Raw genomic sequence first — 15,660 nt, forward strand, 5'->3', positions numbered from 1 at the left:
AACGACTCTACACTCGTCGGTATACCAAATACTGTGTCAGCAGGAATCGGATGTAACGTATCATTTGAGTAAATATAAGAAATACCTGTTTCGTTATATACCATTTCATCTTCTAAATTCAGTTCTTTTACAAATGGCATAACATTTTCATTTCGTGCAACGATTGAATCGGCTCCTGTTTCCAGGATGAAATCTTTTTCTTTCACACTGTGAATTTTTCCGCCCAAATATTCATTCTGTTCTAAAAGGATTAATTCCAAATCTATATCGTAATCCTTTTTTAATCTTTCTAAATAATACATAGTAGAAAGTCCTGTAATACCTCCACCTATGACAACAACTGTTTTCATACCTGCTACGCTCCTAACCGATACTATAAATAAATTCCTTTATTATTATACCCAAAAATCAGCTTTTTCGACTAGCAACTTTCAAAGTTCTTGAAAAGGTATACAATGTATGTGAATACATTTCAGATTGATCATTATGCACTAAATGATTAAGCAAAAGGAAACATAGCAATATGAATCTCAGAATTTAGTTGTTTAAAAGATATAGCAGCTGAAGACTCATCCTCCGAACTCCCTCCAGCAATACATAATGCAGGCACTTAAAGATTAAAAACATCACTAGTTCCACAAAAAGGATAACGATTCGTTTCATTCCATAATTGAATGAAAGTTCTCCAAGCACTATTCTCATGAATTCCATTCATATACGAAACTACTTCTTCATTTTCAAACATTTTTTATGATGCACAGCTTCTTGTTGTAAGGTTTCTTCTCAATTCTATGGTTGAACTGGAAAAACATCAACAAAAGTTAATGATTTCATTTTACTTGGTGGTCTTTTCATAAACAAAAATATCGCTAATCTATTTACTTTCTTTCATTAAAATATTTAAATAAAACATACTTCATATTACAGTAGTGTTTATAACATGATGAGATTCTAAAATGAGGTTCGTAACGCTTAATGATGTTAGAAGATATATTTAAATAAGGAAATAATTATACTTTTTAATATTTACAGCTAATAAACTAACAATTAAAATAACCAACTATCACTTAATCATTATTTCTGTATAAAGTGACCGCTCTTTATTTTAATAACATAAAATAATTTATTAACTTGTCTAATTCCTGGCTCATTTCAAGAACTTTTTGGTGTTGAAATCCWTAATTTGAAACAAGTGCAAAAAGTTCTTCTTTTTTCACTTCAATGATATGTTCTAATTTTCTCAGCTCCATGTTTTATTTACTCGCTCCAATTTAAAAATATATGTACTCTAGTATAGACTACTTACATAATAAGTAAAAGTGTTATGTTTATGTAAATCTTACATCTTTAAGAAAAAGCTACTCCCCATTACAAGAAAAAGAATGCTTTACAAAAAAAGCATTCTTTTTCTTGTAATTTTTAATTATGTACAATTAAACCATTGGGCCGAAGACGACTCATCATAATTTCATCAATGAACTTACCATGAGCTTTTAGATTCCCCTTTTTTATACCTTCTTCCCTAAATCCAAATTTTTCATATAGTACTTTTGCACCAGGATTTATTTCCAAAACACCAAGTTCTACTCTCTCTAGCATTAACCAATTATCTGTAAGATCCAGCATTTTCGTCATCAAAGCTTTCCCAATGCCTTTATTATGATATTCACTATCTACACCGATAAATAAATCTCCCGAATGTGACCTTCGTCCTTGCCCTTGCGTTAAACCAATAAACCCAACGACTTTTCCATCATACTCAGCAACAAATTCAAATTGATTCGGCGCTAGATTTCGAATCCTATTTTCCATCGCATCMACTCGCATACTAGGCAAGAAAACCATATATGGTAAAACATCATTTTGTATGCATATACGATGAATTGCTCTAGCATCTTGTATCTCCACTGCACGAATCGTAACTTCCATTACATTACCTCCTTTTCAACTAATACAATATAGATTCTTTATACTACGCAAAACTCCTACTTGCATTTATCTTTAAATCTCCTAATTCATCTGTTTGCATAACAATATTTTTAAAACTTTTATATAGAAAATATAAAGTTTCCTTTTCTTATTTCCTGAATTATCATATAATAACGGAATGATTTTTTATTTTTCTAAAAACTATAGTTTGGAGGTTTTCATATGACTACACTCGGTATTATCCGCCATGGCAGCACACATTGGAATAAAGAAGGTAGAGCACAAGGAAATTCAAATATTCCACTTGATCAAGCTGGATTATCTGAAGCTTATAAACTTGCAGAACGTTTAGCTACAGAAAATTGGGATTTAATCTATTCTAGCGATTTATTAAGAGCGAAACAAACTGCTGAGGCAATAGAAAAAAACATTGAAAATATAGAAATCTATTTAGACCCTAGACTTCGCGAAGTAAGCGGTGGACAAATTGAAGGAACAACCGAAGATGAACGAATTTCGAAGTGGGGAGATAATTGGAGAGCACTTGATTTAGGAATAGAAAGTAGTGACAGTGTTAAAGCAAGAGCTATACCTTTTATTGAAGAAATTACATATAAATACCCTAACAAAAACATCTTAATCGTTAGTCATGGCTCATTCATTAAGCACCTTCTCAAAGAACTAGTACCTCATTTGAGCATGATAGAATCTCCTAAAAATACATCAATAACTAAAATTATAAAAATAGAGCACGGATGGGATTCAGAATTATATAATTGCACGGTACATTTAGATTAGATGTTTGTGCGGAATAATTGAAGAAGGATGCTTTCTGACTGAAAGCAAACATTCCTAAAAATAATGTACTGCTCCCATAACTAATAACTGAATATGGAACTAGAGAGAGCTTTTTACGAACATGCTGACCGAAAAAGAAATAAGCCGTTATGATACCAGCTGCAATAAAGGCTAATATATCGCCAAACAACGCCTGACCACTAATTTGAAAATCTTGCCATCCATTATCTTATATTTTTATTTTCATATCCTGATAAATTCCACTTCGCCTGCTAATCAATGCCTCTTTTCTTTTTATCTCATAATATTAATATATGAATTAAAACAAATTAACAGACACCTTTTTACTTTCTCTACAATTACTTCAAAATAATTTGGACTAATCTCCCCTTTCACACAGTAAGCTGAAAATGAAGGCTATAAAAATGGAGTGTGATTCTATGGAACGATTATGGATTCCGATGATCGTTACGTTTTTTTCGTTTGGTGGATTACTATTAGGTGGTGCTGTCGGGCTGGCAACGCGGCAACTTATTGAAGAAAAAATGCACCGTTTATACGCATTATGTGGTGGCATTTTATTTGGATTATTATCACTAGAAATCATTCCAGAAACTTTTTCAAGCTATGAAATTATTGGTCCTCTGCTTGGAATTTCCATTGGTATATTAATTATGAGTTTACTAGATAATTATTGCCATCACCCTATCATACATAAAAAAGACCAGCAAGCATGGCAAACTTTTTTATTTCTCTCCTTCGCTATTTTTATGCACAATATGCCGAGCGGATTTGCATTGGGTACTGCCTTTACAAGTCATAACGAAACTGCAATTCCGTTCTTATTTGCGATTGTCATACACCATATTCCAGAAGGGTTAGCCTTAATCATTCCTTTTCTATTTACACAGCATAAATATATTTCATTTCTATTAACAATTTTGTTATTATCAATTATCCTCGGCACTGGTACACTCTTTGGGATTATGATGAACGGGAAAGCAATTCACTTACAAGGACTCATAATGGGGAGTGCAATCGGTTCTTTAGGTTATGTCACAATACATGAGATGTTATGGAAAGCTAAAAAACACCTTTCTCTTTTCCCCTTCCTTTCTTGGTCTATTAGTGGATTTTTACTCATAACCGTTTTTACTCTTTTCGCTGACCATCATTAAAATAAGGATTCGTTTTTTGTATATTTTACCTATTTATCCAAAACATAATAGTATCTCAATGCACAAGGAGGATCTATTATGTTTCGTAAAACAGCGGGTGAAGCGCTTGTTGATTTGCTTATCGAATGGGGCGTTGATCACATTTACGGTATGCCTGGGGATTCAATCAACTCAATTATTGAGCCACTTCGAAAAAAACAAGACCAAATTAAATTCATTCAAGTTCGCCATGAAGAAGCCGGTGCATTAGCGGCTGCATCTTATGCAAAATTAACAGGAAAACTCGGCGTTTGTATGGCGATTTCTGGTCCTGGAGCTATTCATTTATTAAATGGATTATATGATGCGAAACTAGATCAAGCACCGGTACTCGCAATTACAGGGCAAGTTGAATCAGACTTACTTGGAACTGGATTCTTCCAAGAAGTAAACTTAGAAAGAATGTTTGATGATGTAGCTGTTTATAATCAACGAATTATGTCAGCTGAACAACTCCCTGCGGTTGTAAATCAAGCGATTCGTATGGCATATACAAAGAAAGGTGTATCTGTTCTTACCATACCAGATGATGTTCCGAAATTTGAAGTGGAAGCTGGTGCACGTATAACAAGTTCTTCTTTTACATTACCCGAACTCTTTCCGCAAGAGGACGATCTAAAGTTAGCAAAACTAGCATTAAATGATGCAAAAAAACCTGTTATTTTAGCTGGAAAAGGAGCAAAACATGCGAAGGAATCTTTACTTGCATTTGCAGAACATATTGGTGCCCCAATCGTTTTAACACTTCCAGCAAAAGGGATTATTCCTGATGAACATCCTCTTTGTATAGGTGGATTAGGGTTAATTGGGACAAAACCGTCTTACGAAGCAATGAAGAATGCGGATACATTAATTATGGTTGGTACTTCTTATCCTTTCACTGGCTTTTTACCTGAAAAAGCCAAAACGCTTCACATTGATACGGACCCTGCGCAAATTGGAAAACGTTATGCGACAGATATCGGATTAGCTGGTGACGCAGATAAAACATTGAAATGGTTTTTAGAAAATGTGAAGAAGCATACGGATCATTCATTCCTAGAATATCATCAAGAACTGATGAAGAAATGGGAAGAAAAATTGCATAATCAAGAAGAGGACTCTTCTACTCCAATTAAACCACAAAGAGTGATGCATGCCTTACAACATGTTGCTCATGATGATGCAATTTTATCAGTAGACGTTGGAAATGTCACAGTATGGGCTGCTCGTCATTTTCGGATGACGAATCAGCAGTTTATCATCTCTAGTTGGCTCGCTACACTTGGATGTGGTCTACCTGGCGCAATTGCTGGCAAAATTGCTTATCCAGATAAACAAGTCTTTGCAATTTGTGGTGATGGTGGATTTGGAATGACGATGAATGATTTTGTCACTGCCGTTAAGTATAAATTACCAATTATTGTTGTTGTATTAAATAACCATAAAATCGCTATGATTAAATTTGAGCAAGAAGTAATGGGAAATATTGAGTTTGGTACAGATTTAACAAACCCTAATTTTGCAAAATATGCAGAAATATGTGGCGGAGTTGGATACCGAGTAGAACATATTGATGAMTTRCTTCCTGCTTTTGAAAATGCKGTWAARCAAARTAARCCWTGYATTATTGATGTAGTWGTAGACGTAAATGAAGCACCAATGCCTGCAAAAATTACATTTGGGCAAGCGGCTGGATATACGAAGCATATGCTAAAAGAGTTATTCGAAGAAGGAAAAATCGATTTACCTCCCTTGTAAAATGAAAAAAAGATAGATGAGAACAGTTTGCCCTCATCTATCTTTTTATTTAGACACTTCTTGGTGAAAAGAAAAATCTTTTCTTTCACTTTTCATCTGTTTTTCAACTTTTTCTTCTTTCTTTTCTACTTTCTTTCTTCTCAGATTTCCTATTCCAATCGCCCCTTGTAGACTATTACTTATAAGATTTCCTGCCAAAATTGTCAGGCTATAGAAAAAGACCGGTACAAGAACGATCCAAGTATGTGTGGTCAAATGACGGAAATTTTGTCCAATCAGTCCTGTCCACTCCTTCGTCACACTATCTGCATCACCGCTATATGATATAGTTCCTCCAAAAAACAAATGGAGTAAACCAAGATGTAAAAATAGTAATAACATACTAACAAATTGCTGCACAACCAGTAAGAAAAAAGATGGCAAAAGATGCGGCCAGACATGCCGACATAATTGATGCCATTTACTTCCACCAAGAACTGTTGCTGCCATCATAAACTCTTCCCCTTTTACACGTTGCACCTCTTGCGCCGTATACAGCATGACAGTCGGCACAGCCAAGCATGTGAGAATACTAATTTGAAATAGAACTCGCATTGTGAAAGGAACTGGAATAGTACCATTTTCAAAGAATAAAACCTCTCTTAACATAAAATACGAAATCATGATCATTGGAACTATACTAAATGGATCAAAAAATGAGGAAATAACCGGAAAAGAACGTTTACTATACATACCAAGAAGTAAACCTAACCCTCCTCCAATGATAACTCGCAGAATTGCAACAAGTAAACTTGCACCAATTGTCCATTTTGCACCTTCTATTATTAACTGGAATAAATCACGCCCTTTACTATCACTCCCAAACCAAAACTGAGATGATGGAGGAAAAGGCGCTGCTTCTACTTGTCCTTTTTCGTTGTACAACATCGTTATTTCTCGAATTTCTCCATCGAAAAATAGAGTATTTCCGATACTGACAAGCATAAGCCCGCTTAAAAAAATAACACCAACCCAAAATCTCATGTCATGTTTTAACGTTTGCCACATATTACACACGCTCCTTTATCACATTTTGCATGAGCGTATGTAACAAGCGAAATAAGAAGAAAATTGGGACATATAATAAAACTAAGCACACTGTAAACACTTCTATTTTCGAATTTTCTTTTACGAATACAAACATGCCATATGTATTAAAGAGCCATTCAATGATATAAAGATTTGATAACATGAATAAAATATTCGTTTTTGCATAGTAAACCGTAGTAAGTAACACATTTCTTGAAATATGATGTGTTAATATATACCGTAAACTTAATCCCTTACTTTTCGCAAATAAACTATAGTCTTTTTCTAACTCCTCTCTAAAGCGAAGTAATAATAATTTAATAAATAATAACGTCGTGGGCAATGTAAGGCATAAAATCGGTAAAAGACGCACCCTTTCTCCCGAAATCCCTGCAAACTTCACTGGCATCCATCCTGTTTTTTGAAACACCACCACTACCAAAAGTTGTGATAATAAAATGAGTAAAATATCCGGAATACTTTCAAGTATAAGGAAAATCCCGCTCCATATGCGTTGCCTAGTATGGGACCGCTGCAGTACCCATACAACAAGAAGATATGCTATTAATAAAGAGAGTAGAAACGACGAAACAAATACTAGCATCGTCTCCATATAATGCATCCAAATTTGCGGAAATAACATTCGTGAGTCACGAAACCCATACGTAATCTCCCTTGGATGAAGCAATTTATCACCAAGATATACAATTGCTTTTCCATATCCAACAAGATCTATTTGTAATCCTTTAAATAAACGCGGGAGTGCCCCTAAACAAAGAATACATCCCAGTGCAGCAAATAGTTGCAAAAAAGTAATCCCCCACCACTTTCCAACTCGAAGTAACATCACATTCTTCCTCTCTAAATCATAATACCATTTTACAAAAAATTCAAAAAATGTAAAATATATTTTTTGAGATTGAAATTGTAGTTTAGTCAAAGATTGTTTAACAAATATAGAAAGCGCTTTGTAACTTACGTTATAAAAACTATTTAAAAGACAGTTTATCCTTCTAGGAGCTAACAGACGCATAAGAATGGTGGCGGTGTTCCTCAACTATATATCAATCGTTATACAAGCAAAGGTTGCGAATATCTATACATTTTTTGAAAACATATATATACAGCTATCCCTATATGACACACTATTCTTGAGAGAACCCTCTAATATATAGGTGGTTTTCCAATCTAAAAAATACACCTATAAAGGTGTATTTTTTATGTTTTCTATTACTAACGACTGAGTTGATTTACAGCGTTTGCTGCTTCCTGTGACGCACTTGCCGCATCTCTTGATGCACTTGCTGCTTCTTTTGTCACACGTATCTGTTTTTTCAAAAGAATATTTTGCTCTTCTAACAAAGTTCGCTGTGCTTCACTCGTTTCAGTAACTTGCCATACCGCTAAAGCTTCTTTTAAATCATCTGCTGCTCCGCTCTCTAGTGCGGCAATACATCCATCAATTTTTTTGACTGTAAAATACTTAATTGGAATCGGTACACTCCTTTGAAATTTTTGATCATATTCCTGAATCTGAGGATCATATTTAGAGGCTGTAACTTTCCTAAATATACTTATCATAGATGGCCACACAGCAACGAGTACAATCAGGGAAGCCCACATTATAAACATACTACTTGTATCATTATACCTAAATAGCCACCCTGGCAAGATGATTAATAATACGAATGCAACCAGTACCCCAGGTATGCGACTAGGACGCTTGTGTATCTTGTTCATAATACTTTCATAAGAAGATACATAATAACGCCCTTCTCTTAATCTTTGAATCCATTCTTCCTTTTGCATACACATGACACCCTCCTTTTGTCAATTCTATTACTACCTAATTATATAATTTAAAACAAAATATAAATAGAAAATTCAGAATAAAAAACATAATATTTTCTAAGATATTCCATATTATATTTTTCGCTGTGTATCGTCAAAAGTAAAAATAAAAAAAACGCACTTATCCTTCATAAGCGCGTTTTTCATTCTGCCAGCAAATTACCTCATTCGGTATTACTTTGCAACTTGTTCTTTTGGAAGAACCATACTCTTATACAATTGAACTGTAATCCAGTAATATACAACATAAATAATAAGAAAGATTCCAATCGGCATCCAAACTTTTACAAACGGATCAACTAAGAAGAGACGGAATAAGTTAAGTCCTACTAAAATATGTGAAATACCAATGATAGCCGGGAAGATAAAGAGATATGAAATTTCTTTATAGATACTACGCGACAACATACTACGGCGCACTCCAATTTTTCGAAGCATTTCATAGCGACGTACATCACGAGAAGCTCCTGTTAAAATTTTAAACATAAGAGAGCTCGCCATCATAGCTAAGAATGCAATTCCAAGGAAGAATCCCATAAACATCGTACCGCTCATGAAACTATTCATAAATTGATAAGTTGTCATTTTTGTATATAATTCTAATTGCATCATTCCAATCACTTGGCATATGTGGAAGTTTACTTGCTGCCTCAGGTGCTTCCATAGATGTATAAAGAGGTTCCGTTAATGGTTCTTTTACACGTTTACGTACAGGCTCTTTGACATTCTTTGTATCTTGATGATCAGAAATGAGTGGTGGCTTTGCAGTTAAATCTTCTCGTAAATAATAGACTGCTTCCCCGTCCACTTTATATTTATAAGTTCGTTGCTCTACAATTTTCATTTGTTTTAATGCCGCTATATCTTTTTCATTCGGATCATGAATTGTCGCATCATAGACTCGAGAAAAATCCGTCATAATACCAACATTTTTTTGAAAAGCCATTCCAGCTGTCATCGCCCCTGCACCAAGCGCAATTAGCATCGCGACAGTCCCAAGTACCCGAGATAAACTATTTATTCGAAAACGAAGCTGAGCATATGTAAAACTATTTAAACCTGTTTCATTTCGTTTTTTGTTGCTTTTTAACTTTGTTACAAACAATGGTAACAATGAACTAAAAATAAAATATGTCCCTATCGTTGTAGCACCCGTTGCTAGTATAAATCCTATTTCACGTAACTTGTCTATATGCAGTATAGAATAGTATCCTGTCCCTAACAGTAACACTCCCATTACAGTAAAAATGATAACATGACGTTTACTCTTTTCTATTGCATCTTGTGTTTCATCTTCACGAAGTAGCTCAAGTTCAGTTTTACGCAATAACCGTATACTATTGATAAATCCAGTAATAATAAATAAGATCAAGAAGAAACCACATGTAACAAGAACTGCAGGTAAATAAAATGGTGCATAGCCTTTCGCCGAAATTTCTAAGCCATTCATTAAAAAATTCCCCGCTGCACTTGCTAGTAATATTCCTACAATAATCCCAATAATAATGCTGATAATTCCCATACCGAATGTTTCGATAAATAATAACTGAGCTACTTTTTTCTTCTTTGCACCGAGCATCATATACATACCAAGCTCTTTCCTGCGCAATGTAAGTAAAAAGGAATTCGCATATACGATATAAAAGACCGTAATGAAGGAAAGTAAGACAGCACCAACCCAAAATACAAGGCGAATACTGTTAATCATACTATTATCTTTTGTAAATTGACTGTTAATCGCCATCGTTTGAAACATATAGAAGATACTTATACTAATGACGAGACCAACAAGCAAAACAAGATAGTCCTTTAACATTTTTTTCATACTATGACGTGATAATTTCAATAACATGATCTCGCCCCCTATTTGGATTCAGTCGCTGAGCCCATATGAGCAAGCACACCTAAAATATCTTGATAGAAATCCTCTCGTGTCCCTTGGCGTTTCAATTCTTTATAAAGTAGCCCATCTTGAATAAATAGAATCCGCTCACAATAACTCGCACTAAATGCATCATGCGTTACCATTAATATACTTACTCCATGATTTTCATGTAAGTCTTGCATCGCTTCTAGTAAACTCTTCGCATTTTTGCTATCAAGTGCACCTGTTGGTTCATCTGCTAATACAATAGCAGGATTATGTACTAAAGCCCGCGCTGCAGCTGTTCTCTGTTTTTGTCCACCAGAAACAGCTGATGGATATTTCGTTAAAATTTCTACAATATCTAATTTCTGTGCAACCTCATTTACTTTCCCGCTTATCTCACTTGAAGGCACTCCTTGTAGTGAAAGTGGCAAAGCAATATTCTCATAGATCGAGAGATTTTCAAGCAAATTAAAATCTTGGAAAATAAACCCCAGTTTTTGAGAACGGAAATCTGATAAAGCGTTCCCCTTCATTGAAGTAATATCTGTGCCTGCTATCGTCACACTTCCTCCTGTCGCATGATCAAGTGTACTAATTACATTTAGTAGTGTCGTTTTTCCAGATCCAGAAGGTCCCATAATCCCAACGAATTCCCCTTCTTGTATCGTAAGCGATACCCCTCTTAATGCTTTTGACTGGCTTTCATTTCTTTTGCCATATGTTTTCTCTACACTTTCTACTGTCACTACATTTGTTGCCATTCCCATCACTCCATCCCATTTTGTATATCATTACTTTGCCATACGTTTCTTAGATTTCTCCTACATAAATTCTTAAGATTTTTTTAATTTCACATCTTTTATAACGAATTTGATAAGAAAAATCTTATATCCCTAACTTCCTTTCTTAATATTCTCATTTTTACCTACAATCTTCCTGCGATTTATCTTACATTCACCTTACATTTTTGTAAGGTACAAAAATAGCAAATTGAAATCCCCCACCTACACTTCGTTTAGAGGAGGGAGTCTTCTCGGTTAAAATGATAAACAGGTTAAAAATGATTTTTAACGACGAATAACTTCGAATAATTTCTTTATGATAGTAAAAAACACACTACTTACTTAAAGTAGTGTGTTTCAACCTGATTGATTTATGATTTATTACTTAGATCCTTTATTATAAACTTCCTTCCGTATACTTTCCATAAATGCAGATAGCAAAACCACTTCAGATTTTTCTTCACCATATTTACGCACATTTACAGATCCATTCTCCATTTCTTTATCCCCAATAACAAGAATGTATGGTATCTTTTGGAGCTGTGCCTCTCGTATTTTATACCCTAATTTTTCACTACGAGCATCTCGTTCGGCGCGAAGGCCAACGCTCTTTAACTTTTCTTCAATTTCTTTTGTATATTGTTCATGTACTAGAGTAGAAACAGGAATTACTTTTACTTGAACTGGAGCTAACCATGTTGGGAATGCCCCTCCGAAATGTTCAATTAGTATTCCTAGGAAACGATCAAAAGAGCCTAATACAGCACGGTGAATAACAACCGGTCTTCTTTTCTCATTTCTTTCATCAATATAATTCAAATCAAATTTCTCTGGCATTTGAAAATCAAGTTGAACTGTTCCGCATTGATGACTTCTTTGTAAAGCATCTTTAATATGAAAATCAATTTTCGGTCCGTAAAATGCCCCATCTCCTTCGTTCACTCTATATTTATAATTTAATGATTTCAGTACATTTTCAAGGGACTCTTCTGCTTGCTTCCATAGCTCATCATCACCCATTGAATCTTCAGGCCTTGTTGAAAGCTCCACTTCATATTCAAAACCGAATGTTCTATAGACATAGTCAATTTGTTTTAACACTGACTTTATTTCACTTTCTATTTGCTCAGGTGTCACAAATAAATGTGCATCATCCTGACAAAATGTACGAACTCTTAATAATCCATTTAATGCACCGCTGAATTCGTGGCGATGTACTTGACCAAATTCACACATCCGAATTGGTAAATCACGGTATGAGCGTAGTTTATGTTTAAATATAAGCATATGTCCGGGACAATTCATCGGCTTTAATGCAAAGCTTTTATTGTCTACTTCTGAAAAATACATATTATCTTTATAATGATCCCAGTGCCCTGATTCTTCCCATAGGCCTTGATTCATCATAATAGGAGTACGAACTTCTTGATAATCATATTTTTGTTGTATTTCTCTTAAAAAGGACTCTAATTCATTACGAACGATTTGTCCTTTTGGTAAATAAAAGGGCATTCCTGGTGCTTCTTCTGAAAACATAAATAATTCAAGTTCGTTTCCTAACTTACGATGATTTCTCTTTGCTGCTTCTTCTAAAAACTGCAAATAATTTTCTAATTCTTTTTGAGAAGAAAATGCAACGCCATATATACGCTGAAGCACTTGATTGTTACTATCTCCTCGCCAATATGCACCGGAAACATGAGTTAATTGAAATGCTTTCAAGTAACCAGTTGACGGTAAATGCGGACCACGGCATAAATCAACAAATTCTCCTTGTTTATAAATTGTTACAAGTTCATTTTCAGGGATTGCTTCTAAAAGCTCTAACTTTAAGTGATCATTTATATCTTGAAAAAGTTTTTTCGCTTCCTCCCTAGTAATTTCAACTCGTTCCATCTTCAAGTTTTCATTTATAATATTTTGCATTTCATTTTCAATTTTAGGTAAGTCTTCTACAGCTATACTATTAGCAAGATCCATATCGTAATAAAATCCATTTTCAATAACAGGTCCTACACCCAGTTTTACATCGCCATATATTCTTTTGACAGCCTGCGCTAATATATGTGCAGCAGTATGTCTCGCAACTTCTACTCCTTCATCTGAATCCATAGTTATAATTTGAATTTTGGCATCTTGTTCGATATTTCGATGTAAATCAAATAATCGGTCATTCACCTTTCCTGCGACTGCTTTCTTTTTTAAACTCGGACTAATTGATGCTGCAATCTCTTCTAGAGTAATTCCTTTTACATATTCTTTGGCACTACCATCTGGAAAAATAATGTTAATCATCTGTTCTCTCATTTTAATCGCTCCATTTCATAAATAAAAAAGCACACTCATCCCTAATAATAGGGACGAGCGTGCTTTTACCCGTGGTTCCACCCAGATTCCCATCATACTAAACATACAATGGCTTCTTTTACGGTAACGTCGCTTACACGGCACTAGATACTCTAATTTCCCCAGTGCAGCTCTAAGGTGGTAAGTTATTCTACTTGCGTTAGGAAGTTCTCAGCACTCCTTCCCTCTCTGTACAACCGTTAAAAATAACTCGTGTCCTTTTCTTCGCTTATTATGAAATTAAAAATAAAAAAGCATACTCATCCCTAATAATAGGGACGAATATGCTTATATTCGTGGTTCCACCCAGATTCCCATCATATTAAACATACAATGGCTTCTTTTGCGGTAACGTCGCTTACACGGCACTAGATACTTTTATTTTCCCTAGTGCAGCTCTAAGGTGGTAAGTTATTCTACTTGCGTTAGGAAGTTCTCAGCGTTCCTTCCTTCTCTGTACAACCGTTAAAAATAACTCGTGTCCTTTTCTTTGCTTTTAAAACAACATCCATTAATTGTTATTTAATATATCCTATTCCATTTATTTTGGCAAGTGTTTTAAAAATAAAAATAAAAAAAGATTTCCAAACATAAAGTGAAACTTTAATCAGTGGGGGCTTTTCTCATCCCCACTGATTATCATCCCTCACCAATCGGGCTTTTACGAGCAGTTGATTTCCCAACTATCTTCCTCGTTTTTCTCTGAATCTTGAGGTGGGGGTCTTACTGCCCATTAATGCGGGATAAAAAAAGAGAGAATAAACCAAAACAATTCACTGTTTCGGGTTACCCTCTCTTTTTTACCAATCTTGTGGTTCGTAGTTTAAGTCTGCAAATAATCTTTTTTTCTCTTTCTTCGTTAAATCTCTCCACTGTCCAACTGGTAAATTATTCAACTCGATATTCATAATTCGCGTACGTTTTAATGTGTATACTTGATAACCTAAAGCTTCACACATACGACGAATTTGGCGATTCAATCCTTGTGTTAAAATAATTTGGAATTCATATTTTGATAACTGTGTTATTTCACAAGGAAGTGTTTTTGTTCCTAAAATTTTAACACCCGCTGCCATTTGTTTTAAAAATTCAGGCGTAATCGGTTTATCTACTGAAACAATATATTCTTTTTCATGTTTATTTTCAGCACGTAAAATTTCATTAATAATATCGCCATCATTCGTTAACAAAATTAAACCGTCTGAATCTTTATCAAGACGTCCAACGTGATTAATTCGTAAAGGATGATTCACTAAATCGATAATGTTACCTTTAACTGCCTTTTCACTTGTACATGTAATACCTACTGGTTTATTTAAAGCGATATACACATGGTCTCGAGCAATTCGAAGCTGCTCTCCATTTACTCGCACGTCATCACCTGGTTGTACTTGGTCACCTATTTTTGCAACCTTTCCGTTAATAATTACTCTTCTTTCATTAATTAACTTATCTGCTCCGCGTCTCGATGCTTTTCCAGATTCACTAATAAATTTATTTATACGCAAGTTAGGCACATCCTTTTCTTTAAAAATTTCAAGCTCACACTGCTTCTACCGTACAATACAAAAGGGTAAGCCTCCTATTATAACTTAAATATATTAACATGAAAGGGTATATGACGTCTTCTATAATTTTCATATTTAAAAGAAAAGAATTCGTCTCATTGAACGACATACCAATTATACATTCACTGCACACCTTCTACTTTTGAACTAACCCTTCATACAACTATAACTACTAAAAGCATTTACCCTAGATATAACATCATTTATTCACTTTTTTCACAATTCATATACAGACCATTCTTTTATACACGCAACTTGCTTCCCATTTATATTTTCAACATCCTCCGTTACATGAGCTAATTCATATAATCCAGGAAAAATTTCTTTCACATAACGCCGATGTGACATTTCATTTTCCCAAAAAGAAATGACTACATAACGATGGGAGTTTTTAAGAGTCCTTCCCACAACGCCGCCTAACATTCCTTCTGATTTTTCCATTCCTTTATTCCAAATTGTTTCTTGTATATGCAAAAAGTGCTCTTCCCTTC

The 15,660-nt window shown here is 34.5% G+C and carries 12 protein-coding genes, 3 pseudogenes and 2 other annotated features; of the genes and pseudogenes, 3 read left to right on the forward strand and 12 right to left on the reverse strand.

The annotated features are described in order from the left end of the window. From AC1DIT_RS25410 to AC1DIT_RS25420, 3 genes are all read right to left on the reverse strand, one after another. On the reverse strand, positions 1–350 hold a 350-nt coding region (locus AC1DIT_RS25410; RefSeq protein ID WP_476998491.1), incomplete at its 3' end, for an NAD(P)-binding protein. 750 nt (positions 351–1,100) lie between these two features. After that, entirely contained in the window at positions 1,101–1,250 is a 150-nt protein-coding gene (locus tag AC1DIT_RS25415; RefSeq protein WP_476998492.1) for a Spo0E family sporulation regulatory protein-aspartic acid phosphatase, read from the reverse strand. A 169-nt stretch (positions 1,251–1,419) separates the two neighbouring features. Next, on the reverse strand, positions 1,420–1,929 hold the full coding sequence (locus AC1DIT_RS25420) for a GNAT family N-acetyltransferase (protein ID WP_016114842.1): 510 nt from the start codon (positions 1,927–1,929) through the stop codon (positions 1,420–1,422). Positions 1,930–2,151: 222 nt separating this feature from the next. Between AC1DIT_RS25420 and AC1DIT_RS25425 the strand changes: the two genes are divergently transcribed. Next, positions 2,152–2,727 carry a histidine phosphatase family protein gene (locus AC1DIT_RS25425; protein ID WP_016114841.1) on the forward strand — a complete coding sequence of 192 codons (576 nt, stop codon included), beginning with the start codon at positions 2,152–2,154 and terminating at the stop codon, positions 2,725–2,727. A gap of 1 nt (position 2,728) precedes the next feature. On the opposite strand, the pseudogene AC1DIT_RS25430 reads toward AC1DIT_RS25425, so the two are convergent. Then, a pseudogene (locus AC1DIT_RS25430) lies at positions 2,729–2,950 on the reverse strand (EamA family transporter); the annotation flags it as partial. A 217-nt stretch (positions 2,951–3,167) separates the two neighbouring features. On the opposite strand from AC1DIT_RS25430, the gene AC1DIT_RS25435 reads away from it, so the two are divergent. Together AC1DIT_RS25435 and AC1DIT_RS25440 are read left to right on the forward strand one after the other, a co-directional pair. Further along, the gene (locus AC1DIT_RS25435; protein WP_016114840.1) at positions 3,168–3,905 is read left to right on the forward strand and encodes a ZIP family metal transporter; all 738 of its coding nucleotides are present in this window, start codon (positions 3,168–3,170) and stop codon (positions 3,903–3,905) included. 78 nt (positions 3,906–3,983) lie between these two features. After that, positions 3,984–5,684 (forward strand): pyruvate oxidase, encoded by a 1,701-nt coding sequence (locus tag AC1DIT_RS25440; protein WP_476998493.1) that lies wholly within the window; start codon positions 3,984–3,986, stop codon positions 5,682–5,684. Positions 5,685–5,729: 45 nt separating this feature from the next. Here AC1DIT_RS25440 and AC1DIT_RS25445 read toward each other — a convergent pair whose 3' ends face one another. From AC1DIT_RS25445 to AC1DIT_RS25480, 8 genes and pseudogenes are all read right to left on the reverse strand, one after another. Beyond that, a complete protein-coding gene (locus tag AC1DIT_RS25445; RefSeq protein ID WP_016114838.1) occupies positions 5,730–6,731 on the reverse strand; it encodes an ABC transporter permease subunit in 1,002 nt (333 codons plus the stop codon). 1 nt (position 6,732) lies between these two features. Beyond that, positions 6,733–7,599: an ABC transporter permease subunit gene (locus AC1DIT_RS25450; RefSeq protein ID WP_016114837.1), complete on the reverse strand. Its 867-nt coding sequence runs from the start codon at positions 7,597–7,599 to the stop codon at positions 6,733–6,735. Positions 7,600–7,985: 386 nt separating this feature from the next. Next, positions 7,986–8,561, reverse strand: a complete 576-nt coding sequence (locus AC1DIT_RS25455; protein WP_229161670.1) for a hypothetical protein — start codon at positions 8,559–8,561, stop codon at positions 7,986–7,988. A gap of 216 nt (positions 8,562–8,777) precedes the next feature. After that, positions 8,778–10,455: pseudogene (locus tag AC1DIT_RS25460) on the reverse strand (FtsX-like permease family protein). An 11-nt stretch (positions 10,456–10,466) separates the two neighbouring features. After that, on the reverse strand, positions 10,467–11,234 hold the full coding sequence (locus AC1DIT_RS25465; RefSeq protein ID WP_016132809.1) for an ABC transporter ATP-binding protein: 768 nt from the start codon (positions 11,232–11,234) through the stop codon (positions 10,467–10,469). Positions 11,235–11,636: 402 nt separating this feature from the next. After that, positions 11,637–13,562, reverse strand: a complete 1,926-nt coding sequence (gene thrS / locus AC1DIT_RS25470; protein WP_016132808.1) for a threonine--tRNA ligase — start codon at positions 13,560–13,562, stop codon at positions 11,637–11,639. Positions 13,563–13,608: 46 nt separating this feature from the next. Then, positions 13,609–13,836: a binding site (T-box leader), on the reverse strand. Between the two features lie 36 nt (positions 13,837–13,872). After that, positions 13,873–14,101, reverse strand: a binding site (T-box leader). Positions 14,102–14,401: 300 nt separating this feature from the next. Beyond that, the gene (gene rluF / locus AC1DIT_RS25475; protein WP_016114832.1) at positions 14,402–15,109 is read right to left on the reverse strand and encodes a 23S rRNA pseudouridine(2604) synthase RluF; all 708 of its coding nucleotides are present in this window, start codon (positions 15,107–15,109) and stop codon (positions 14,402–14,404) included. Positions 15,110–15,385: 276 nt separating this feature from the next. Then, positions 15,386–15,660, reverse strand: a pseudogene (locus tag AC1DIT_RS25480) (DUF4937 domain-containing protein); the annotation flags it as partial.

It is taken from the genome of Bacillus sp. 05T22 (assembly GCF_056396765.1).